20 protein-coding genes are annotated in these 22,057 nt (G+C 70.9%); 7 read left to right on the top strand and 13 right to left on the bottom strand.

Annotated features, from left to right (window positions below; all coding sequences use genetic code 11):
- The first annotated feature begins 180 nt into the window (after positions 1–180).
- On the top strand, positions 181–573 hold the full coding sequence (locus tag QA861_RS13590) for an SCO5389 family protein (protein ID WP_006381684.1): 393 nt from the start codon (positions 181–183) through the stop codon (positions 571–573).
- A gap of 105 nt (positions 574–678) precedes the next feature.
- Here the strand turns inward: QA861_RS13590 and QA861_RS13585 are convergent, their stop codons facing one another.
- Positions 679–1,707, bottom strand: a complete 1,029-nt coding sequence (locus QA861_RS13585) for an LLM class flavin-dependent oxidoreductase (protein WP_334588593.1) — start codon at positions 1,705–1,707, stop codon at positions 679–681.
- A 311-nt stretch (positions 1,708–2,018) separates the two neighbouring features.
- On the opposite strand from QA861_RS13585, the gene QA861_RS13580 reads away from it, so the two are divergent.
- Positions 2,019–2,357, top strand: a complete 339-nt coding sequence (locus QA861_RS13580) for an Rv1322 family protein (protein WP_334588592.1) — start codon at positions 2,019–2,021, stop codon at positions 2,355–2,357.
- A 54-nt stretch (positions 2,358–2,411) separates the two neighbouring features.
- Here QA861_RS13580 and QA861_RS13575 read toward each other — a convergent pair whose 3' ends face one another.
- The 7 genes from QA861_RS13575 to mce form a co-directional block, all read right to left on the bottom strand.
- Positions 2,412–3,275, bottom strand: a complete 864-nt coding sequence (locus tag QA861_RS13575; RefSeq protein ID WP_334588590.1) for an ABC transporter permease — start codon at positions 3,273–3,275, stop codon at positions 2,412–2,414.
- Entirely contained in the window at positions 3,272–4,510 is a 1,239-nt protein-coding gene (locus QA861_RS13570; protein WP_334588589.1) for an ABC transporter ATP-binding protein, read from the bottom strand. Before QA861_RS13570 ends, QA861_RS13575 begins: the two co-directional genes overlap by 4 nt.
- A gap of 154 nt (positions 4,511–4,664) precedes the next feature.
- The gene (locus tag QA861_RS13565) at positions 4,665–5,435 is read right to left on the bottom strand and encodes an ABC transporter permease (protein WP_334588588.1); all 771 of its coding nucleotides are present in this window, start codon (positions 5,433–5,435) and stop codon (positions 4,665–4,667) included.
- On the bottom strand, positions 5,432–6,457 hold the full coding sequence (locus QA861_RS13560) for an ABC transporter ATP-binding protein (RefSeq protein WP_334588587.1): 1,026 nt from the start codon (positions 6,455–6,457) through the stop codon (positions 5,432–5,434). The genes QA861_RS13565 and QA861_RS13560 overlap by 4 nt, the downstream gene beginning before the upstream one ends.
- A gap of 218 nt (positions 6,458–6,675) precedes the next feature.
- The gene (locus QA861_RS13555) at positions 6,676–7,614 is read right to left on the bottom strand and encodes a coiled-coil domain-containing protein (protein ID WP_059072957.1); all 939 of its coding nucleotides are present in this window, start codon (positions 7,612–7,614) and stop codon (positions 6,676–6,678) included.
- Positions 7,615–7,832: 218 nt separating this feature from the next.
- Complete coding sequence (gene scy, locus QA861_RS13550; protein WP_334588586.1) at positions 7,833–11,681, bottom strand: polarized growth protein Scy; 3,849 nt, start codon at positions 11,679–11,681, stop codon at positions 7,833–7,835.
- A 243-nt stretch (positions 11,682–11,924) separates the two neighbouring features.
- Positions 11,925–12,365: a methylmalonyl-CoA epimerase gene (gene mce, locus QA861_RS13545; RefSeq protein ID WP_334588585.1), complete on the bottom strand. Its 441-nt coding sequence runs from the start codon at positions 12,363–12,365 to the stop codon at positions 11,925–11,927.
- Positions 12,366–12,545: 180 nt separating this feature from the next.
- On the opposite strand from mce, the gene QA861_RS13540 reads away from it, so the two are divergent.
- The 3 genes from QA861_RS13540 to QA861_RS13530 all read left to right on the top strand — a co-directional run bounded on the left by QA861_RS13540 (position 12,546) and on the right by QA861_RS13530 (position 16,190).
- Positions 12,546–13,748 (top strand): acetyl-CoA C-acetyltransferase, encoded by a 1,203-nt coding sequence (locus QA861_RS13540; RefSeq protein ID WP_334588584.1) that lies wholly within the window; start codon positions 12,546–12,548, stop codon positions 13,746–13,748.
- 49 nt (positions 13,749–13,797) lie between these two features.
- Complete coding sequence (gene meaB, locus QA861_RS13535) at positions 13,798–14,754, top strand: methylmalonyl Co-A mutase-associated GTPase MeaB (RefSeq protein WP_334588583.1); 957 nt, start codon at positions 13,798–13,800, stop codon at positions 14,752–14,754.
- 221 nt (positions 14,755–14,975) lie between these two features.
- Positions 14,976–16,190 carry an MFS transporter gene (locus tag QA861_RS13530; protein WP_334588582.1) on the top strand — a complete coding sequence of 405 codons (1,215 nt, stop codon included), beginning with the start codon at positions 14,976–14,978 and terminating at the stop codon, positions 16,188–16,190.
- A gap of 23 nt (positions 16,191–16,213) precedes the next feature.
- On the opposite strand, the gene QA861_RS13525 is transcribed toward QA861_RS13530, so the two are convergent.
- On the bottom strand, positions 16,214–16,846 hold the full coding sequence (locus QA861_RS13525) for a PepSY domain-containing protein (protein WP_334590546.1): 633 nt from the start codon (positions 16,844–16,846) through the stop codon (positions 16,214–16,216).
- Positions 16,847–16,987: 141 nt separating this feature from the next.
- On the opposite strand from QA861_RS13525, the gene QA861_RS13520 reads away from it, so the two are divergent.
- Positions 16,988–17,653, top strand: a complete 666-nt coding sequence (locus QA861_RS13520; RefSeq protein ID WP_334588581.1) for a response regulator transcription factor — start codon at positions 16,988–16,990, stop codon at positions 17,651–17,653.
- Positions 17,650–19,080 (top strand): sensor histidine kinase, encoded by a 1,431-nt coding sequence (locus tag QA861_RS13515; protein WP_334588580.1) that lies wholly within the window; start codon positions 17,650–17,652, stop codon positions 19,078–19,080. Before QA861_RS13520 ends, QA861_RS13515 begins: the two co-directional genes overlap by 4 nt.
- Positions 19,081–19,095: 15 nt before the next feature.
- Here QA861_RS13515 and QA861_RS13510 read toward each other — a convergent pair whose 3' ends face one another.
- From QA861_RS13510 to QA861_RS13495, 4 genes are all read right to left on the bottom strand, one after another.
- Positions 19,096–19,572, bottom strand: a complete 477-nt coding sequence (locus QA861_RS13510; protein ID WP_334588579.1) for a MarR family winged helix-turn-helix transcriptional regulator — start codon at positions 19,570–19,572, stop codon at positions 19,096–19,098.
- Between the two features lie 92 nt (positions 19,573–19,664).
- Positions 19,665–20,462 carry an AIM24 family protein gene (locus QA861_RS13505; RefSeq protein WP_334588578.1) on the bottom strand — a complete coding sequence of 266 codons (798 nt, stop codon included), beginning with the start codon at positions 20,460–20,462 and terminating at the stop codon, positions 19,665–19,667.
- A 261-nt stretch (positions 20,463–20,723) separates the two neighbouring features.
- On the bottom strand, positions 20,724–21,374 hold the full coding sequence (locus QA861_RS13500; protein WP_334588577.1) for an AIM24 family protein: 651 nt from the start codon (positions 21,372–21,374) through the stop codon (positions 20,724–20,726).
- A gap of 1 nt (position 21,375) precedes the next feature.
- Positions 21,376–22,008 (bottom strand): AIM24 family protein, encoded by a 633-nt coding sequence (locus QA861_RS13495; protein ID WP_334590545.1) that lies wholly within the window; start codon positions 22,006–22,008, stop codon positions 21,376–21,378.
- Positions 22,009–22,057: the final 49 nt, after the last annotated feature.

Below are 22,057 nucleotides of genomic sequence, written 5' to 3'. Positions count from 1 at the left end.
GTGTGCCTACGGGGACGGTTTTGACCGGTCCTGTATCCGCGTTTTCCTGGTGCGGTCACGGTCCGTTGCCTACCGTAGTAAACGGGAGGTCGCGATGCGTGTACGGAGCGTGCTCGGTGTCGCGGGCTCTCTTTCCCTGTCAGGCAACCCCCGTGACCCGGGGGTGCGAGAGGAGAACTCATGTCGCTCGACGTCTCACCGGCCCTACTCGAACAGGCCGAGCGAGGCGAGGTCGACGAAGCTGAATTCGTCGACTGCGTCCGGACCTCCCTGCCCTACGCATGGGAGATGATCAGCTCCCTGGTGGCCCAGCTGAAGGTGGACGGCGGAGACTTCGCCGACAACCAGACGCCGCCGCCGGACGAGCAGGCACGTGGCCAACTGCTGCGTGCGCTGGCGAGTGACGCGATACGCGGCGCGCTGCAGCGGCACTTCGGTGTGCGGCTGGCCTTCCAGAACTGCCACCGGGTGGCGGTGTTCCCGCTGGACTCCTCGGTGGACGTCAAGCTGGCCCGCTTCACCTCGGTACGCAGTCAGTTGCTGAACCAGTCCCCGGAATTCCGGGACTGCTGAGGCGGAGGGCGACTGGCCCTCAGGGGCAACGGCTTGCCGCTCCCGTGCGCGGGAGGTGTTTCTGTACGGGGCGGCAAGCTCCCTGGGGCAGTGTGGTCGGGCGCGTCAGCGCAGCTGGGTGAGCACCTCGGTGCCCAGCCGCCGTACGTTCTCCTCCGTGGCCGCCAGGTCGCCTGACCCCTCGACGAGCAGGGCGAAGCGTGAGATGCCTGTCCGTTCGGAGGTCGCCGCGAGCCGGTCGGCGCACAGCCTGGCCGTGCCCACCGGGTGCAGTCCGCAGAGGAGTTCGGTGTACGCCACCGGGTCCCGCATCGAACGCTCCCGGCCATCGACCGTGACATGTGCTTCCAGCCCCTGTCGCAGCCAGCCCGGCATCGCCTTCATCAGCGTCTCCACCGCGTCCGTACGCCGGTCCGCGATCTGGCAGATGCCGGCCGACACATGGGCGGCGCCCCGGATCTCGTCCGCCGGACGCCCCGCCGCACGCGCGTACTGCCGCCACAGGGTGACCATCTCGGCCTTCTCCTCGTCCCCGACATGCATCCCGAGGAGCATCGGCAGGCCCCGCTCGGCGGCCAGCCGCACACTCGACGGCGAGGTGCAGGCGACCACGACCTCCGGCCCCGCCGTCTCCGTCAGCGACTCCGACGGGCTGGGCACGACGGGCACCTCACGGAACCTGAACCGGTCGCCGGCCGCCGCCACGGACGGTTCACGCAGCCAGCGGACCAGTAGATCGAGTGATTCCGGGAACGCCTTCTCGTACGCCTCCAGGCCCGTCCCGAACACCTCCAGGTCGACCCACGGCCCGCCGCGCCCCACGCCCAGCGTGAACCGCCCGCCGGACGTCAGGTGCAGCAGCGCCGCCTGTTCGCCGAGCGCCACGGGGTGGGTGGTGGGCAGGACGCTCACCGCCGTACCGATCCGGATGCGCCGGGTGCGGCCCAGCAGCAGGGCGGCCAGGGTCGTCGCGGACGGGCAGGTGCCGTACGGGACGAAGTGGTGCTCCGCCAGCCAGACCGTGTCGAGACCCGCCTCCTCGGCGACCTCGGCGGACCGGACCGCTCGGTGCAGCGCCTCCCCCTGGCCCTGGCCCGGGAACTGGGCCGCCAGCACAAAACTTCCTACGCGCATGCTCTTTCCTGCTTCCTAGGCCCCGACACGGAGCTCCCCCGCACGGCATAACCGCACGACACGTGCCGAAGTCACGGCTTGGCGGAGAGATTGGCGGATTGTCTGCAGAATCGGGCGGCCGGGCGGGGGGCTTCCTGCGGTCCGGCGGGGGTCTGCCTCGAAGCGGCCCGAGAGTCGACGACATGATTCGGGCGGGAGTTCGAGAGTGTTCGAGGGGAGTGGTGCGGAGGTGGTTACTTACATCTACCCAGGATCGCGCCGCGTAGGCTGGAGAGCATCCGTGCTCCTTGACCCGCTCCGTGAGGTGTCCTGTGTCCCCGCGTCGCAACCGCCCCCAAGGCCCCGGCGGCTCGTCGTCCGGCCGGAGTGCCGACGGGGACGACTCCGGCCGCTACGGCGGCTTCCAGTCCTCGGAGAGCTGGCAGGGCGAGAACTGGAACGTCCGGCATGTGGCCGGAGCCAGCGCCCAGGGCAAGACGTACCGCTGCCCCGGCTGCGACCAGCTGATCCCGTCCGGCGTCCCGCATGTCGTCGCGTGGGCCGAGCACGCGGGCGTGGACGACCGCCGGCACTGGCACAAGGCGTGCTGGAACGCGAAGGACCGCCGCACCACGCGGGTGCAGCGGTCCCGTAACGCGCCGAGGTTCTGACCGGGTACACCCGAACTCGCCCGGTGGTCAGGGCAGTTCACGCGTCCGGGTGAATCACACGTCCCGGCGGTCGAGCAGCACGAAGGCGCCGGCGATCGCCGCGGCGGTCACCCCGGCGAGCAGACCGAGCTGGGCGCCGCCGCCACTGCCGTTTTCCTCGCTGATCCCGAAGATCTTGGCGAGGGCGTTGGGGGCGTTGTAGTCCATCATCTTCTCGCCGATCGTCCGCATGCTGTCGGACAGCATCAGGAACGCGGGGAGGATCGCCGGCACGAGGACGAGCCCCAGCATCGCGGTGATCGCGCCCGCCGAGTGACGCAGCATCGAGCCGACCGCGAGGGCGAGCACCCCGAGCAGCGAGACGTACAGCGCGGCCTTGACGACCGTGCCGCCCCACGCCCCACCCTCACCGCCGCTGTGCATGGACTCGGTCACCAGCCCGATGAAACCGATCGCGAACGCGGACACCACGAAAGCGACAGCGAAGAAGATGATCAGCTTGGCGGCGAGCACCCGGTGGCGCTGCGGCGAGGCGGTGAACGTCGTACGGATCATGCCCGTGCCGTACTCCGAGGAGACGACCAGCACGCCCAGCGTGATCAGGCAGATCTGTCCGAGGATCAGCCCGAAGAACGCGGGGAGGGTGTACGGCACCTTCCCGAAGTCCTCGTCGGTCGTCTGCGCGGCGACCAGCAGGCCGATGCCGATGACGAGGAGCAGGAAGACCCCGAGCGTCCAGATCGTGGAGCGCACCGACTTGATCTTCGTCCACTCGGAGGTGAGGGCGTGACCGAGGTGCGTGCGGGTGACCGGGATGGGCGAGGTGTAGGCAGCGTACGAAGTGCCGGGCGCCGCCTGCCAGTTGGGCGCGGCCTGCGGCTGCAGCGCATGCGTCGGGGGCTGCTGGGGCGTGCTCATCGGGCGTCCTCGGGCTTGGTCAGGGCGGGAGCGGCGGCAGCGGGGGGAGCGGCGGGCGCCTGCTGAGGGGCGCCGACGGGCTGCGCGTAAGGGTTCGGGTGGCCGCCGGCCGGAGCGCCGGGGCCGCCAGGGGCGCCGTACGGGCCCGCGGGCTGTCCGGGATGGCTGTGCTGACCGGGGTCCCCGAACGGCGGCTGGCCGCCCTGCTGGGGCGGCGGCGGGGCGTACCAGTCCGGCTGACCCTGCCCCGCTACCGGCATCTGCACCGGCGGCTGCGCGCCCGGCGGCAGCTGCTGCTGGAGGCCGGCCTTCTGGTCGACGGTCGAGCGGTAGTCGACGGCGCCCTGCGTCATACGCATGTACGCCTCCTCCAGCGACGCCTGGTGCGGCGACAGCTCCCACAGGCGTACGTCGGCGGTGTGCGCGAGGTCGCTGATGCGGGGCAGCGGCAGCCCGGTCACGCGCAGCCCGCCGTCCGGCTCGGGCAGCACCTGGCCGCCCGCCTCGGTCAGCGCGGCCGTCAGCTTCTCGCGCTGCTGCGGCTCGGTGTCGGGGGTGCGCACGCGCGCGAAGTCGGCCGAGTTGGTGGAGATGAAGTCCTTGATGCTCATGTCGGACAGCAGCTGGCCGCGCCCGATCACGATGAGGTGGTCGGCGGTCAGCGCCATCTCGCTCATCAGGTGGGAGGAGACGAACACGGTCCGCCCCTCCGCCGCGAGCGCCTTCATCAGGTTGCGCACCCAGAGGATGCCCTCGGGGTCGAGGCCGTTGACCGGCTCGTCGAAGAGCAGCACCTGGGGGTCGCCGAGCAGCGCGGCGGCGATGCCGAGCCGCTGTCCCATGCCGAGCGAGAACCCCTTGGAGCGCTTGCGGGCCACGTCCTGCAGTCCGACGACGCCCAGCACCTCGTCCACGCGCCGCGCCGGGATGCCCGACAACTGGGCCAGGCACAGCAGGTGGCTACGGGCGGACCGGCCGCCGTGCACCGCCTTGGCGTCGAGCAGCGCGCCGACCTGCCGGGGGGCGTTGGGCAGCTTGCGGTAGGGGAAGCCGCCGATCGTCACCTGGCCCGAGGTCGGCTGGTCCAGGCCGAGGATCATCCTCATCGTCGTCGACTTGCCCGACCCGTTGGGGCCCAGGAAGCCGGTGACGGCCCCCGGCCGCACCTGGAAGGAAAGGTTGTACACGGCCGTCTTGTCGCCGTAGCGCTTCGTCAGGCCGACTGCCTCGATCATGCTCCGCACCCATCGAAAAATTCAGGACAGCGGGGCACACGCCCCCGTAAGGGTTAGGAGCTTATCCGGGCGCTGACGGTTCCCTTCAAGACGCGGTAAAAATGTCGGGTCCATGACCGGGATGATCCACGGCCCCCGGGTGAGGGGGCGCGGTTCAGGCGTCCCGCTTCTTCAGCAGCGCATAGCCGCCCAGCAGGGCCACCGCGACCCACCCCACCATGATCGCGAGCCCGCCCCAGGGACCGTACGGAGTGTCGTTGTCGATCGGCGTGACCACCTGCATGATCTTGCTGCCGGCCTGGTCGGGCAGATAGCGGGCGACCTTCTTCGTCGCCGAGACGGCGCCCAGGATGTTGGAGATCAGGAAGAAGAACGGCATCAGGACACCGAGCGACAGCATCGGGCTGCGCAGCATCGCGGCCACGCCCATGGAGAACAGGGCGATGAGCGTCATGTAGAGGGCCCCGCCGATGACCGCGCGCAGCACGCCCGGATCGCCGATGGACGTCGAACGGTCGCCCAGCATCGCCTGTCCGAGGGAGAACGCGGCGAAGCTGGTGACGACGCCGACGGCGAAGGCGAGCCCGGCCGCCACCGTGAGCTTGCCGGCGAGGAACGTGCCGCGCTGCGGTACGGCGGCCAGCGAGGTGCGGATCATGCCGGTGCTGTACTCGTTCGACACGACGAGAACCCCGAACACGATCATCGCGAGCTGTCCCAGACTCATCCCCGCGAAACTGGTGTACGTCGGGTCGAAGGAGAGCCGGTCCTTCTCGCTGAGGTCGCTCCACTGGTTCTTGAACAGCAGCGAGATCAGCGCGCCGAGCGCGATCGTCACCACGGCCGCGAGACCGAGTGTCCACACCGTGGACGCCACCGACCGGATCTTGGTCCACTCGGACCGGATGACCTGAGCCGCCGTCATGACCGTCCTTTCTGCCAGCCGTCGCCCCATGCCCCGGCCGACGAATCGGGCGCGGGCGGGGAGACCGGCGGGGACATGGGTGCGGAGCCCGCCGGGAGGCCGGCCGGGGCCAGGGTGTCGGAGTGCGCGTGGTACTCGACCGACTCGGCGGTCAGCTGCATGAACGCCTCCTCCAGGGAGGCCTGCTGAGGGCTCAGCTCGTGCAGCACGAGGTGGTGCTGCGCGGCCAGTTCACCGATCAGCTCGGCCTTTCCGCCGTCCACTTCGAGCGTCTCGCCGCCGGCCTGCACCGCGGTGATCCCCGCGGCGTACAGGACATCGAGCAGCCGTTCGCGCTGGGGGGAGCGGATACGGACGTACGAACGCGAGTTCTGCTCGATGAAGTCCGCCATGGAGGTGTCGGCGAGCAGCCGCCCCTGCCCGATGACGACCAGGTGATCGGCGGTCAGCGCCATCTCGCTCATGAGATGCGAGGAGACGAAGACGGTCCGGCCCTGACCGGCCAGTGACTTCATCAGATTGCGGATCCAGTGGATGCCCTCGGGGTCGAGGCCGTTGACCGGCTCGTCGAACATCAGGATCCGCGGGTCACCGAGGAGCGCGCCCGCGATACCGAGCCGCTGCCCCATGCCGAGGGAGAACCCCTTCGCCTTCTTCCGGGCGACCGACGTGAGCCCGACGGTGTCGAGCACCTCGTCCACGCGCGCGCGGGGGATGCCGTTGCTCTGGGCGAGACAGAGGAGGTGGTTGAACGCGCTGCGCCCGCCGTGCATGGCCTTGGCGTCGAGCAGGGCGCCGATGTACTTGAAGGGGTCCTTGAGCCGGTCGTAGTGCTGACCGTCGATCCGGACGTCACCCGCGGTGGGGCGGTCGAGGCCGAGCATCATCCGCATGGTGGTGGACTTGCCGGCGCCGTTGGGGCCGAGGAAGCCGGTCACGATGCCGGGTCTCACGGTGAACGTCAGATGGTTGACCGCCATCTTCTCGCCGTACCGCTTGGTCAGCCCCTCTAGCTCGATCATGCGGCCACGCTAGTTCGGGGGGTCAGGGGGTGCCAGTTGGCTTCGCCGGGCGGGGGATCCGGTGGGCGGCGAGTATCGGTGACCGGGGTTCGTTTTTTGGGGGGTGATCGACGGTGGGTGTGTGCCGCGCCGTCGTGGCTTGTCGCGCAGTTCCCCGCGCCCCTAAGGCGGATGCCCGCACCCCTCGTCGAGGGGTGCGGGCATCCGCCTTCACCTGCTTACCGGGACTGCTGGGCCGGGACTCCGCGGGTGATGGGCTCGTCGTCCGTGACCGGGGCGCTGGCGGCGGCGACCGCGGCTCCTGTCAGGGTGGCGAGCATCTCGCGGACGTTCGTCAGCTGGGCGTTGATCGAGTCGCGGCGGTTGGTGAGAGCCGCCAGCTCGCGCTCCGATTCCGAACGGATCCGGTCGGCCTTGGCGTTCGCGTCGGCCACGATGTCCTCGGCCTGGCGCTGGGCCGTCTCGACGGTCTGGCGGGCGCGGCGCTCGGCGTCCGTGCGCAGCTTCTCGGCCTCCAGGCGGAGCTGCTCCGCGCGGTGCTCGATCTCCGCGAGGCGCTTCTCGGCCTTGGCCTGACGGGACGCGAGGTCGCGCTCCGACTGCTCACGGCGCTTGGCGAGGTTCGTCTCGAAGTCCGCGGCGGCCTGGGCGGCCTTGGCGCGGGTCTCCTCGAAGAGGGCGTCCGCCTCCTCACGCTTGGACTGCGCGTCCTTCGTAGCCTCCTGACGGAGCTGCGAGGCGTCGCTCTTGGCCTTCTCGACGATCCGGACGCCCTCGTCCTCCGCCTTGGACTTGCGGTCCGCAGCGAACGATTCTGCGTCGTTGCGCACCTGCTGGGCCGCCGACTCGGCGAGCTCGCGGTGCTGCTCGGCCGCGCGACGGGCCTCCTCGCGCAGGTCCTTCGCCTCCTCCTCGGCGAGACGAAGGATCTTCTCGACGCGCGCGCCGAGACCGGCGTACGACGGCTCTGCGTCGCTGACCTGGGCCTGGGCGTTCTGCGTTTCGAGGTGGAGCTCCTCGATGCGCTTTTCCAGAGCAGTGATGCGGGCCAGAGCGCTGTCACGGTCGGAGACGAGCTTCGAGATGCGTTCGTCCACCTGAGCGCGGTCGTACCCACGCCGCACAAGCTCGAAGCCGTAGGGGGAAGTGTCGCTCATGGGGTTCCTGTCGAATGAGACCGGTGAGGTGATAGGGGGAATCCTAGGGGTCCAAGCGGCGTGTCATCGAGCAGTCACCCGATTGATATGGAGAATGAGACCCCTTTTGAGTGGCTAACCGGCGGACTGCTTGCCAAAGAATTGGTCAAAGACGCCAGAAAGCCCCACAGAGTGCACACAGCGCACCCTCCGCCTTAACCCTCAAGGGGCCCTCCGCGCTAGCTCTCTGACGACTTGCCACCCGATCGAGTTACGCCGACGGCAGCGCCCGCCTTGACGCCGCCGTCCTTGGTCACCGACGGGGCCTCAAAAGACTCCAACGCTTCCAGGACGTCCTGGACACGGGAGATCTCCGCCTGAATGTCCTCCCGGCGCCGGACGAGGATCTCGAGCTCGCGCTTGCCCTCCTCGACCGTGGCCTTCGCCTCGCGGATCGCCTCGGCCCGCAGTTCCTCGGCCTCCCGGATCAGCGAGGACTTCTTCTGCTCGGCCTCCTTCAGGAGCCCCTCGGCCTTCTTGACGGCGGCGATCCGGACCTTGCCCGCCTCGGAGTTGGCCTCCGAGACCAGGTCCCGGGCCTTCGTCTCCGCCTTGACGAGCTGCTCCTCGGCGGCCGTGATCAGCGCGTCGCAGCGGTCGCCGGTTGACCTCATGGTCTCGGCGGCCTCACGGCGGGCCCGCTCGTGCAGGCTCTCGATCTCGGCCGTGATGCGGTCGCGCAGCTCCTCCGCGCGCTCCCTTATGGCGGTGGCGTCCCGACGCGCGCCGACAAGCAGCTCGTCCGCGTCCGCACGGGCCTTCTCCACCGTCGCGTTGCCCCGCGCCGTCGCCTGTCCCACCAGCCGGTCGGCCTCGGTGCGGGCCGCGCCCACCATCGAGTCGGCCTGCGCCTCCGCCTCCGCGGTCGTCTTCTGCGCGGCCTGCTGCGACTCCGACAGCAGCTTGTCGACCTCGGCGGCCGTCTCCGTGATGAGGGTGTCGACCTGCTCGGCCGCCTCGGAGCGCCGCTTGTTGGCCTCCTTGCGGGCCTCGTCCAGCGTGGTGTCGGCCTCGTCGCGCGCGGTCGACATGAGCCGGTCGGCCTCCGCCGCCGCCTCGGCCTTGACCCGCTCCGACTCGGCACGGACGCGCTCCGCGTGCTGCTGCGCCGAACCGACCGTGTCGGCGGCCTCGGCCCGCAGCCGCTCCGCCTCCCCGGTCGCCTCGGAGAGCAGCTGGTCGGCCTTGGCCACGGACTCGGCCCGGACCCGCTCCGCCTCGGCGTTGGTCTCCTCGGTGAGCCGCTCCGCCTCCGCCGTCACCTCGGTGATCAGCGTGTCGGCCTGCGTCGCCGCGTCCGAACGGATCCGGTTCGCGTCCTCGCGGGCCTCCGCACGGCTGCGCGCCGCGTCCTGCTCGGCGCCCGCGATGGTGTCCGACGCCTCCGTACGCACCCGCTGGGCGTGCGCGGCGGCTTCCTGACGCAGCCGCTCCGCCTCGGCGATGGCGTCGCCCACCGTGCGCTCGGCGAGCGACTTGGCGTGCTCCGACGCCTCCGCCGCCTCGCGCCGCACCCGGCTCGCGTCCTCGGAGGCCCGCTCCCGCTCGGAGTAGGCGTCCGCGCGGACCCGGTCCGACTCCTCCTGCGCCTCGCGGCGCATCCGGTCCGCGACGTGCTCGGCCGCTGACCGCAGCCCCTGGATCTCCTCCTGGGCCTGCTCGTGCAGCCCGGACACCGACTCCCGCACCTGCTGGGCGTGCTGCTCGGCCGCCGACACCATCTCGTTGGCGCGCCGGTCCGCCTCCTCGACCAGCCGTACGGCCTCCGCCTGGGCGTCCTCCACACGCCTGCGCGCCGACGCCAGCAGCTCCTCGCTCTGCTCGCGGGCCCGCTCACGCTCCTGGTCGGCCTCCTGACGGGCGGAACCGAGGGTCTCCTCGGCCTCGCGGCGCCGCCGGGCGGCCTCCTCCTGCGCGGCGGCCAGCGTCTCCGACGCCTCCGTCGCCAGCCGCTCGGCGGCGGCCTGCGCCTCCGTCCGTACCCGGTCGGCGGTGTCCTGGGCCTCCGTCTTCAGCCGCTCGGCCTCGGCGACCGCCTCGGACCGCAGGCGTACGGCGATGGCCTCGCCCTCCGCCCGGGACGCCGCCGCGTCCGCCGCTGCCTCGTCGCGCAGCCGCTGGATCTCCGCGTCGGCCTGCGCCTGGAGACTGCGGACGCGCTCGGCGGCCTCGGAACGCAGCCGCTCCGCCTCCTCGGACCCCTCGCGGCGGACCCGGTCGGCCTCCGCGCGGGCGTCGGTGAGCGCCTCCTCGGCGGCGGTGAGGCGGTCCTCGGCCTCCGAGTGCAGCCGGGTGAGCTCGGCGGACGCCTCGTCGCGGCGCGTCTCTATGGCCCGCTCGGTCTCCTCGCGCAGCTCGCGCGCGGCCTGCTCGGCGCCCGCCGTGATGCCCTCGGCCTGCTCGACGGCCTCCGCGCGGTGCCGCTCGGCCTCCTTGCGGGTGCGCTCCAGCGTCTCCTCGGCCTGCCGGCGCAGTGTCGTCGCGCGTTCGATGGCCTCCGTACGGACCTTCTCGCTGTCCGTCTGGGCGATCTGGCGCAGCTCGTCCGCGTCCGCCTTCGCCTTGGCGAGCAGGTCCTCGGCGGTCCTGGCCGCCTCCTCGATCTGCTGGACGGCCTCGCGGCGCGCCTCCGCGCGGATGCGCTCGCCCTCCGCGACCGCGTCGGCGCGCAGCTGCTCGGCCTCGCCGCGCAGCCGCCGGGCCTCCTCCTGGAGCTCGACCGTCTTGGCGCGGTACTCCTTGGTGTCGTCCTTCGCCGTGCCCTTGAGCTGCTCGGCGATGTCGTGCGCCTCGGCGCGCAGCCGGTCCGCCTCGGCCTCGGCCTCGGCGCGGATGCGCTCGGCCTCCTCGGTGGCCGCCTTGGTGGTCGACTTCGCTTCCTCGGACGCCTTGTTGAGGACGTCCTCGGCGGTGCGGGCCGCCTTGGCGAGTTGGGAGGCGGTCTCCTCGGCGGTGAGACTGCGGGCGGTCTCCTCGGCCTCCGCGACGATCTTCTCGGCCTTGGCCTTGGCGTCGGCGACGACCTCCTCGGCGGACGCCTTGGTGGCCTCGGCCTCCTGGCTGGCCTCGGTGACCAGCCGGGCGACCTGCTCCTTCGCCGTACGGGTGCGCTGCTCGTTGGCGGACTCGGCGCCGGCGGTCGTCTTGGCGGCGGCCTCCTTCGCCTCGGTGACGACCTTCTCCGCCTCGGCGCGTGCCTCGCGCAGCGCGGTCTCGGCCTCCTGCATCCGCTGCTCGGCGGCGCGGCTCAGCTCGGTGGCCTGCCGGCGGGCGCTGTCCGACTCGGTCACCGTGGAGCTGCGCAGCTGCTCGGCGTGGTCGGCGGCCTCGCGGGCCTCGGAGGTCGCGCTGTTCAGGAGGCGCTCGGCCTCGGCGCGGGCCCGGCGCAGCAGCTGGTCGGCCTCCGCGCGGGCGGACTCGCCCTCGCTCTGCAGCCGCTGCCTGGCCTCGGTGGCGACCCGCTCGGCCTCGGCGCGCGCGGCGGCCAGCGCCTGCTCGGCCTCGGCCCGCGACTCGTCGACGAGCCGGCGCGCCTGGGACTCGCTGCGGGCCCGCAGCTGCTCGGCCCACGCCACGTTCTCGTTGACGTGCGACTCGACGGTCTGGCGCCGCTCGGAAAGCTCCTGATCGAGCTGCTGGCGACGGGTGACCGCCTCCTGGTGCAGCTCGGCCTGCAACCGGGCCGCCTGCTCGGCGTGCTCCTGCAGGATGCGCTGCGTCTGGGCGCGCGCCTGGGAGATCTCGCGCTCGGCGTCCTGGCGGAGCTGATCCGCCTGGACCTGCGCGTTGCGGAGCAACTGCTCGGCCTGATATCCGATGTCACCGCCGTCATAGGCGGGCCGGGACATGAGGGTTCGGCGCGCCTCGTGAAGCTTGGCGCGCAGCACCTCAACCTGGTAGCCGAGGTCCTCGGCGTGCTGAATCGCCTTTTCCCGCTCGGTCTTCAGCCGCTCCATCTCGGCCTCGAACCGAGAGAGGTGGTCGACGTCAGCCGCCGGCTCTCGCTCCTGGCGTTCGTAGCCCCGCACTGCGCGGTCCCATCCGTCCCTGGTCGCAACCTTCTCCGAACGAGCCACGTCCATCCGCCGAACGGGGCTCCCGGGGAATGGTGTCAGATCAACGGCGAAGCACGGACTCCCGCCCTCGCCCTCGCCCCCCGAAACCTGTACCCCGGCCCTCGGATCCCGCACCGCAACACACCAGGACCCGGGCCGCTTCCCGACAACACGGCAGCGGCCGTCCCCAACCCTACCGGCCCATATGTACGAGGGTCAGTGCTCAGGTGACTCAACAGCCGCCGAAGTGACCAGTTCTGTCAGTACTCCGTGGCAATCCTTCGGGTGCAGGAAGGTGATCCGCGACCCCATGGAGCCGCGCCGCGGCTCCTCGTACAGAACGCGTACGCCCTTCTCGCGGATGTCCGCGGCCTCGGTGTCCACATCCGCCGTACCGAAGGCGATGTGGTGCACTCCCTCCCCGTTCTTGGCCAGCCACTTGCCCACGGCCGAGTCCTCCCGGGTCGGCTCCAGGAGCTGGAGGAACGAGGCGCCGCCGTCGCCGGCGTCGTTGATCTTCAACATGGCCTCGCGGACGCCCTGCTCCTCGTTGACCTCGGAGTGGAACACCTCGAAGCCGTACGTGGCCCGGTAGAACTCGACGGTCTTGTCGAGGTCGAAACAGGCGATCCCGATGTGGTCGATTCGCGTCAACATGGAGTCAGTGCAGCGCGCCCGAGGTGGTTACGCAACGTGCGCGCCATCACACCGACGGCCCGATGACGGAGGAGCTACCGCTCAGTACATTCAAGTGCACCCTCATCTGGGGGGATCCCCCAGACCCCCCAACTCGTTCACACACTCCTCAGCTGTGCAGCTGAAAGGGGATCGCACCTCATGTCAGGAACGAACAGCAGTACCTCGGTGATCGTCGCGGGCGCGCGCACGCCCATGGGACGGTTGCTGGGCTCGCTGAAGACCTTCTCCGGAGCCGACCTCGGTGGCTTCGCGATCAAGGCCGCCCTCGACCGTGCGGGAATCAGTGGCGACCAGGTGCAGTACGTGATCATGGGCCAGGTCCTCCAGGCCGGCGCGGGCCAGATCCCGGCCCGCCAGGCCGCGGTCAAGGCCGGCATCCCGATGAACGTCCCGGCGCTGACCATCAACAAGGTGTGTCTCTCGGGCCTGGACGCGATCGCGCTCGCCGACCAGCTGATCCGTGCCGGCGAGTTCGACATCGTCGTGGCAGGCGGCCAGGAGTCCATGACGAACGCCCCCCACCTGCTCCCCAAGTCCCGTGAGGGCTTCAAGTACGGCGCGATCGAGATGCTCGACGCGATGGCGTACGACGGGCTGACCGACGCCTTCGAGAACATCGCCATGGGCGAGTCGACGGAGAAGCACAACACCCGTCTGGGCCTGCTGCGCCCCGAGCAGGACGAGATCGGCGCCCTCTCCCACCAGCGCGCGGCGGCGGCCCAGAAGAACGGCGTCTTCGAGGCGGAGATCACCCCGGTCGAGATCCCGCAGCGCAAGGGCGAACCGATCGTTTTCAGCCAGGACGAGGGTATCCGGGCGGAGACGACGACGGAGTCCCTCGGCAAGCTGCGCCCGGCCTTCACGAAGGACGGCACGATCACCGCGGGCACGTCGTCACAGATCTCGGACGGCGCGGCGGCCGTGGTCGTCATGAGCAGGGCGAAGGCCGAGGAACTCGGTCTGGAGTGGATCGCGGAGATCGGCGCCCACGGCAATGTGGCGGGCCCGGACAACTCCCTCCAGTCCCAGCCCTCCAACGCGATCCTGCACGCCCTCAAGAAGGAGGGCCTGGGCGTCGAGGATCTTGACCTGATCGAGATCAACGAGGCCTTCGCGGCGGTCGCGGTCCAGTCAATCAAGGACCTCGGGGTGTCCACTGATCGGGTGAACGTCAACGGCGGCGCGATCGCCCTGGGCCACCCGATCGGCATGTCCGGCGCACGGCTCGTCCTGCACCTGGCCCTGGAACTGAAGCGGCGCGGCGGCGGCGTCGGCGCGGCGGCCCTGTGCGGGGGCGGCGGCCAGGGTGACGCGCTGATCGTGCGGGTACCCAAGGCGTAGGCGGTCGCGAGCGGGCCCGCCGTACGGCTGTGATCGGAACGGAGTTTTGATGGAGGACGTCCCCACGCTGGTCGCGCAGGCCAGGGAAGGCCGGCCGCGGGCCGTGGCCCGGCTGATCTCCCTGGTAGAGGGGGCGTCCGAGCAACTTCGCGAGGTCATGGCCGCGCTGGCCCCGCTGGCGGGCAACGCGTACGTGGTCGGCCTCACGGGATCACCGGGCGTGGGCAAGTCGACCTCGACCTCGGCGCTGGTGACCGCGTACCGGCGCCAGGGCAGGCGGGTCGGCGTACTCGCCGTCGACCCGTCGTCGCCGTTCTCCGGTGGCGCGCTGCTCGGCGACCGGGTGCGGATGTCGGACCACGCGTCGGACCCGGGCGTCTACATCCGCTCGATGGCGACCCGCGGCCACCTCGGCGGACTGGCCTGGGCGGCCCCGCAGGCGATCCGCGTCCTGGACGCGGCCGGCTGCGACGTGATCCTCGTCGAGACCGTGGGCGTGGGCCAGTCCGAGGTCGAGATCGCCGCGCAGGCCGACACCAGCGTAGTACTCCTCGCGCCGGGGATGGGCGACGGCGTCCAGGCGGCCAAGGCGGGAATCCTCGAGATCGGCGACGTGTACGTCGTCAACAAGGCGGACCGGGACGGCGCGGACTCCACCGCCCGCGAGCTGAACCACATGCTCGGCCTCGGCGCGGCCAGGGCGCCCGGCGACTGGCGGCCCCCGATCGTGAAGACGGTCGCCTCCAGGGAAGAGGGCGTCGACGAGCTGGTGGAGGCCCTGGAGAAGCACCGCGCGTGGATGGACGAGCACGGCGTCCTCACCGAGCGCCGCCGCGCCCGCGCGTCCCACGAGGTCGAGACCATCGCCGTCACGACCCTCCGTGAACGCATCGGCGACCTCCACGGCGACCGGCGCCTGAGCGCCCTGGCGGAGCGGATCGTGGCGGGCGAGCTGGACCCGTACCGGGCGGCGGACGAGCTGGTCGCGGGCCTGACGGAGAAGTGAACGGCGAAGTGAAGAGACAGGCAGCGGGCGGGATTTCACGGTGGTCGTGGTCGACTCCCGGGCCACGCTGATACGTTGACCGGCATGTTCCTCCTCTTGGCATAGGTGCCGCCCCACACCACCGCGACCGGCCCGCGCACGCGGCGTGGTCGACGTGGTGATCCGGCGTCCCTTTCTGCCACGGCGCTCGCTCAACGCGCCGCCTCCCAGAGGAACTTCGCATGTCCGCGACCTCGGCGCGGCCTTCCTATGCCGCCGTCCTGCGTATCCCGTACGCCCGCCGCACCTTCGCCACCGCCCTGCTCGGCAGGCTGTCCTACGGCATCGTCCCGCTGTCCGTGATGCTCGCCGTGACCCGGGCCTCCGGCTCCTACGCCGTGGCCGGCGCCGCGATGGCGCTCTTCGGCGCCACCGTCGTCCTCCTGGCGCCCGCCAGGGCCGCCCTCATCGACCGGTACGGGCCGCGCCGGGCGCTCGTCCCCCTGCTGCTCGCCCATCTCACCGCGCTCGGGCTGCTGACGGTGGCCGTCTGGCGCCCCCGTACGCCCGCGGTCGTGCTGGGCTCCCTCACCCTCCTCGCGGGTGCCTGCGTCCCGCCGCTCGGGCCGACCATGCGGGCCGTGTGGAGCACCCTCGCCGATGACCGGCAACTGCTGCAGCGGGCGTACAGCCTCGACGGTGTCGCCGAGGAACTGCTGTTCGTGTCGGGGCCGTTGCTGGTCGGTGTCCTCGCCGGGTTCACCGTGCCGGCCGTCGGCATCGTCGTCGGGGCGGCCCTGATGGCGACGGGCACCGCCGGTTTCGTGACCTCGCCGGCGCTACGGGGGATGCGTCCCAGGGCGCGCGCGGCCGGCCGGGGGACAGACGGCGGCCGACGCGTACTTCGCCGCATCCGGGGTCCGGTCGGCGCCGTCGCCGGTGTCGGACTCGGCCTCGGCTCCCTCGACCTCCTGGTCGTGGTGTTCGCCGGGCAGCACGGCCATGGCGCGGCGAGCGCGGCCTGGGTCCTGGCCGCGCTGTCCGCCGGAAGCGCCGTCGGGGGGCTGCTCAACGGGGCCGTGGCGTGGCGCCGGCCGGCCCGGATCCGGCTCACCCTGCTGGCGTTCGGCCTGGGCCTGGCGCTCCTCGGCGCGGGACTCGCCCCCGGCCTCGGCACCCTCGCGGTCGCCATGACGGTGGCCGGGGTCTTCGTGGCCCCGGCCATCACCACCGCGTATCTCATCGCCGACGAGACGGTGGCGTCCGAGGCGCGTGTCCGGGCCGGGGCGTGGGTCAACACGGCGACCAACGCGGGCAGCACGGTCGGCTCCGCCGGGGCGGGGGTTGTTGCGGGGTACTTGCCGGTGGGCGTCTGCTTCGCGCTGACCGGGGTGGTGGTGCTGGTCGCGAGCTTTTTTCCCGCCCGCCCACCCGTTTACGGTCCGCTTTCCGAGTGACCCTCGAACGTTCTCAGTGCTGCTCAGTCCTCGTCGGAGTGGACCCGGGTGATCTTGCCCGTGTCGAGCGCCACCCTCCACTCACTCGTCGTACCGGCCTTCACCGTCTCCACGTTCCAGGCCACCGCACCGTTGTCGTCGTCCGCGTCGACCTCGGTGACGGTGCCCTTCGCGGCGGCTGCGAGGGCGGCCTCGTGGGCGTCGAACTTCGCGCCCTTCAGGGCGGCCGACTCGGCGCGGTCCTCGCTGTCGTTGTCGTCGTCACCCTCGTCGTCGCGGTGCGCGCCCAGCACCTTCCCGGCGCCGGAGACGTTCACGTCGTACTCGGTGCCGTCGCCCCGTACGACGTCCACGCTCCACGTACCGGCGTCGGCGCCGTCGTCCTCCAGGTCGGCGGAGACGGCGGTGCCCGGGGTGTGCCGCAGCGCGGCGGCGACGGCCTCGGCGGCGGAGACACCGCTCCCGCGAACGGCCGTACGGTCCGCGGCGTCGTCGCTCCGGTCGTCCCTGTCGTCGTCCCGGTCGGCGGCGACCCGCACGGTCGTGCCCGTCCCGGGCCGCGCCGCCGTCCCGGCGTCGTTCGCCGCGAACGCCGCTACGGTGCCACCGGCCAGGGCGGCGGCGGTGAGGGCGGCGATGACGGTGTTCCGCTTCATGGTCATGGTGTTCCTGCCTCTTTGCTCGGTTCGTGGCGATCGACTCGCTCCGATGACGAGAACCAAGCTGCCCGACGGCGGCTGAAGCAGGGCTGAAGTCACCTGAAGGCGTCTTCAGCTTCCGTTTGCGACGCTGTACGCATGCGTCTGTTGATCGTCGAGGACGAGAAGCGACTGGCCCTGTCGCTCGCCAAGGGCCTGACGGCCGAGGGATACGCCGTGGACGTCGTCCACGACGGCCGCGAGGGCCTGCACCGGGCCACCGAGACGCCGTACGACCTGGTGATCCTCGACATCATGCTGCCCGGCCTCAACGGTTACCGCGTCTGCGCGGCCCTGCGCGCCGCCGGACACGACGTACCGATCCTCATGCTCACCGCCAAGGACGGCGAGTACGACGAGGCGGAGGGCCTGGACACCGGCGCCGACGACTATCTGACCAAGCCCTTCTCCTACGTCGTCCTGGTCGCCCGAGTGAAGGCGCTGCTGCGCCGGAGCGGGCCGGCGGGGGCCTCGCCCGTCCATGTGGTCGGCGAGCTGACGGTCGACACCGCGGCCCACCGCGTCCATGTCGGCGAGCACGAAGTCACCCTCACAGCGAAGGAGTTCGCCGTGCTGGAGCAACTCGTCGTGCGGGCCGGTGAGGTGGTGTCCAAGGGGCGGATCCTGGAGCACGTCTGGGACTTCGCGTTCGACGGCGACCCGAACATCGTCGAGGTCTACGTCAGCACACTGCGCCGGAAGCTCGGCGCCCCCCTGATCCGGACCGTGCGGGGCGCCGGCTACCGGCTGGAGGTACCGCGGTGAGACGCGCTCTCGGCTCCGTACGGGCCCGGGCGACCCTCGGTGCCACCGTCGTCGTCGCGGTCGCACTGGTCGCCGCCGGGACCGCCGTACTGCTCTCCCTGTGGTCCAACCTCAGCGGCCAGGCGGGTACACAGGCCGAGCGGACCGCGCGGGCGGTCGCCGCCGACCTCGCGGCCGGGACGGCGTACGACAAGCTGTCGCTCGACGCCGACGACCGTCCCGTCCAGGTCGTCGACGCGTCCCGGCGGCTGGTCGCGGCCAGCGAGGACCTGGAGCGGATCAGCGGCACGGGTGTGACGGCGGTGCGCCCGCAGGTGACGGCGGACGCAGGCCGTACCGGCAGCGGGGCCGGGGACGACGATGACGACGCCTCGCTGTCGCCCGGCGAGATCGACGACGACGTCTCCTTCACCGACGGATCCGCGACCGTCGAGGGCGACGAGGCCGACTACCGGTTCGCCGCCGTACGCGTCGAGGCCGACGACAGAGGCACGCTCACCGTGTACGCGGGAGCGCCGCTCTCCGCCGAACAGAGCGCCGTCAGCACCGCGTTGACCGTCATGCTGATCGGATTCCCCCTGCTCCTCGGTGTCGTCGCGGGCGTCACCTGGCTGGTCACCCGGCGCGCGCTGCGCCCGGTCGAGGGCATCCGCGCCGAGATGGCCGCGATCACCGCCTCGCAGGACCTCGGCCGCCGCGTCCCGGTGCCGGACACCCACGACGAGGTGGCCAGGCTCGCCCGGACCACGAACGAGACCCTGGCCGCCCTGGAGACCTCCGTGGAACGCCAGCGCCGGTTCGTCGCCGACGCCTCCCACGAACTGCGCAGCCCCATCGCCTCCCTGCGCACCCAGCTCGAAGTCGGCGCCGCACACCCGGAGTTGCTGGACGTCGAGGGCGCGGTCGAGGACACCGTACGGCTCCAGCGCCTCGCCGCCGACCTGCTGCTGCTCGCCCGGCTGGACGCGGGGGAGCGGCCCGCCGACACGCGCTTCGACCTCGCGGAGCTGGTCCGGGAGCAGGCGGAAGGCCGGGCAGGACTGACGGTCGAGGCAGGCACCGTAAGCACCGTGGAAGTGGCCGTGGAAGTGACCGGGTCCCGGGGGCAACTGGGGCGGCTGGTCGCCAATCTGCTGGACAACGCGCAACGGCACGCCCGGTCGGCGGTCACCGTGTCCGTACGGCGGGAGGGGGCGCGGGCCGTGGTCGAGGTCGCCGACGACGGGGAGGGGGTGCCCGAGGCGGACCGGGAGCGGGTGTTCGAGCGGTTCGTACGACTCGACGCCGCCCGCAGTCGCGACGACGGGGGCGCCGGGCTCGGACTCGCCATCGCCCGGGACGTCGCCGTACGGCACGGCGGCACCCTGACCGTGCGTGAAACGGCGACAGGCGGAGCCCTGTTCGAGCTCCGCCTGCCGGTCATCTGATCAGTCGAGGAGGACCTACGGCCGGCCCCGGTGGCCGCGCAGGTGCTGAGCGATCGGCTTGAGCGACGTGCTGAGCTGGGCCAGCGCCTCGGGGGTCAGCAGTTCGATGAAGTGCCGCCGCACGGACGCCACATGATGAGGCGCGACCTTGTTCATCGTGTCCATGCCCTGCTCGGTGAGCACCGCGTACAGACCCCGCCGGTCGGACTCGCAGTTCTCGCGGCGGACCAGGTTCGCGTTCTCCATGCGGGTGATCTGGTGGGAGAGCCGGCTCTTGGACTGGAGGGTGGCGGACGCGAGGTCGCTCATCCGCATGCGGACGCCCTCGGACTCGGAGAGGTTCACGAGGATCTCGTAGTCGTTCATCGTCAGGCCGAACGGTTGCAGGTCCCTTTCGAGCTGGTAGGTCAAGAGCCTGTTGACCTCCAGGTGGGTGCGCCAGGCGCACTGCTCCGCGTCGGTCAGCCAGCTTGTGGCCGTCTCGGTCTCCATGAATGAAGTCTACCTAAAAGGTTGAAAGGCGAACTAGTGAGGGTGGCGTGACGGCGCGCACATGTTCGACGTCACACTCCGCAGACTACCGCTCACAGCCCGAAGCGACGCTGGAGGTCGCCGAGCTGTCCGGGAAGGCGCGGTACGCCCGGTTGCTGTGGATGGCCAGCGGGAGCCCCGCCGCCACCCGGCACCCCGGGCTCGGGCGGAACCACCCCGGTGGCCTGCTCCGCCATCAGTGTCTCGCTCGACTGGAGCAGCACCGTGCCGGCCCCGACGAACTCGAACTGGTGCTCCTCGCCGGAGGCCCCGCCGATGCCCGTCATCGCACGTAGACCGCCCATGAGGCCTGTCATGTACCCATGGTCGTAGTGGTGGCAGGGGGAGGGGCAGTCGGCCCAGCCGACCAGGGCCTGCGGGTCAACCCGGATCGGGGGTTCCATGAACACCACCGGGCCGTTCGACGCGGCCACGAACTTGCCCGTACCGATGAGGGTCAGGAAGCCCGGCACGATCGACTGCTTCAGCGCGAGACTTGGCTGAAAAGCAAGAAGGTTGCCGGAGCGAATGGTCAGGTTGCCCTCCTCCAGATCGTATGAATTCACGTCGAAGGCCCGGTCGGCGAGGAGCATCTTGCCCGAACCCTCGGCGACGACCCAGTCGCTCGCGTGCAGAGGCGAATGAAAGGACGTACGGACGAGACGGTCCAGACGGCCGTGTCCGACGCCGTTGAAGTCGATCGTCCCGTAGTAGGCGATCATCTTCCCCTTCTGCAGGAACCACTGGCTCCCCTTGAGCTCCACGCAGAAGGTGTAGTTGTTCACGTTGTCGTCGGACGGCAGCGTCATCGGGTCGTGGACGACGGGCCCCGCGCCCGGGTAGGTGGTCACCTGCGACCTCCGAGGGTGCCCCGGTCTTCAGCAGGCCGGGGAAACGCCCACGCGGTCGGGTAGGCTGACGGCCGTGCGTTGCGAGAACCAAGCGCGTACGCCGTGCTGATCGAGAACCAAGACAGCACATGCACCTCCAAGCTTTGCGGTACAAACCGGGCTGGTTTCAACCCGGCTGGTGTTGATCGTGGAAGACCTGTCGAGTCGCTGACCCGCAGGCGGTGTGAGCCAGGAATCCCCCTGCTTCAGTTGGGGGAGGATTCAAAGCTTCTCCTCCGACGCCTGGACGTAGACCGCACCGCTGCCGCTGAGCTCCAGCTGGAACGCCTCGCCCGAGCCGCGGCCCACCATGTCGCGCCAGCCGAGCGCGGTGGACAGCTTGTTGCGGACGTCGCCGTGGTGCGCGACATACGCCTGCGGGTCGACGTGGACCGGGCGCTGAGGGGTGATCGGCACCTCGATGACCCCGCCGTGGGCCATGACGGCGACCGCGCCGTGTCCCTTGAGGGTGGTGGTGAACAGTCCCTGTCCCGTCACCTGGCCCCGGACCATGCCCATGACGCCGCCCTGCGAGCCCATGAACATCGTGCCCTGCTGGAGCGTGCCGTCGAAGGCGAGGAGGCGGTCCGCCTCGACGCACAGCGTGTCCCCGGTGAGGTTGACGACCTGGATGTGGTGGCCGCCGTGCCCGAAGAGGACCGTGCCGCTGCCCTCGACCGTCATCAGCGGGGTGGCCTCGTTGGCGACCCTGCGGCCGATCATCGACATGATCCCGCCCTGGCCGCCCTGCACGTTGGGCGTGAAGGACACCTCGCCTTTGTAGGCGAGCATCGCCCCGCGCTGACTGAACAGGCGCTGGCCGGGCATGAGGGTCGCCTCGACCATCTTGGAGTTGATCTCACGGAAGGGCATGTCACACGTCCCCGGCGATCGTGTTGCGCTCACTGGGCTGGACGTACACCAGGCCGTCGCCCTCGAAGCGGATCTGGAAGGCCTCGCCACCGCCCTCGCCCATGAACGTGCGAAACGTCACGCCGGACTGGAAGGACTGCCGGACGTTGCCCTGGTGCGCGATGTACGCCCCCGGGTCGACGGTCAGCGGGAACTGAGGGCTCACACGCAGCACCACCGCCGGCCCGTCCGACATGATCGCCGCCTGGCCGTGCCCCTCGACGGTCGTCGTGAACAGACCGTTGCCCTGCGAGGCGCCGCGCATCCCGGTGAACGACGTGCCCGTACGCAGGCCCGCGTCGGTCGCCAGCAGGTTGCTCGACTCGACGTACAGCTTGTCCCCCTGGAGGCCGACAAGGTTGATCTCGGAGGCGCGGTCGGCGAACCAGCACGTCCCGTGCCCCTTCACCTCCATCAGTGTCATCTGCTCGCCGGTGATCCGCCGGGTGACCATCCCCCGGATGCCCTCGCCGCCGCCGCTGAGCTTCTTGAAGTCCATCTGGCCGTCGTACGCCACCATCGAGCCGTTCTTCGCCTTCACGGCGTCCCCGGTCATGTCGATGGCCAGCACCTTGCTGCCTTGAAGTCGAAACATCGCCACGTGGCGAAGGTAGCCCGCCGGGCACCCCCGGCAACAGATCCCG

This window comes from Streptomyces sp. B21-083, from assembly GCF_036898825.1.
Classification (GTDB): domain Bacteria; phylum Actinomycetota; class Actinomycetes; order Streptomycetales; family Streptomycetaceae; genus Streptomyces.
The sequence above is the reverse complement of the archived record's forward strand: the minus strand, read 5'-3'. Positions and strand labels throughout refer to the sequence as shown.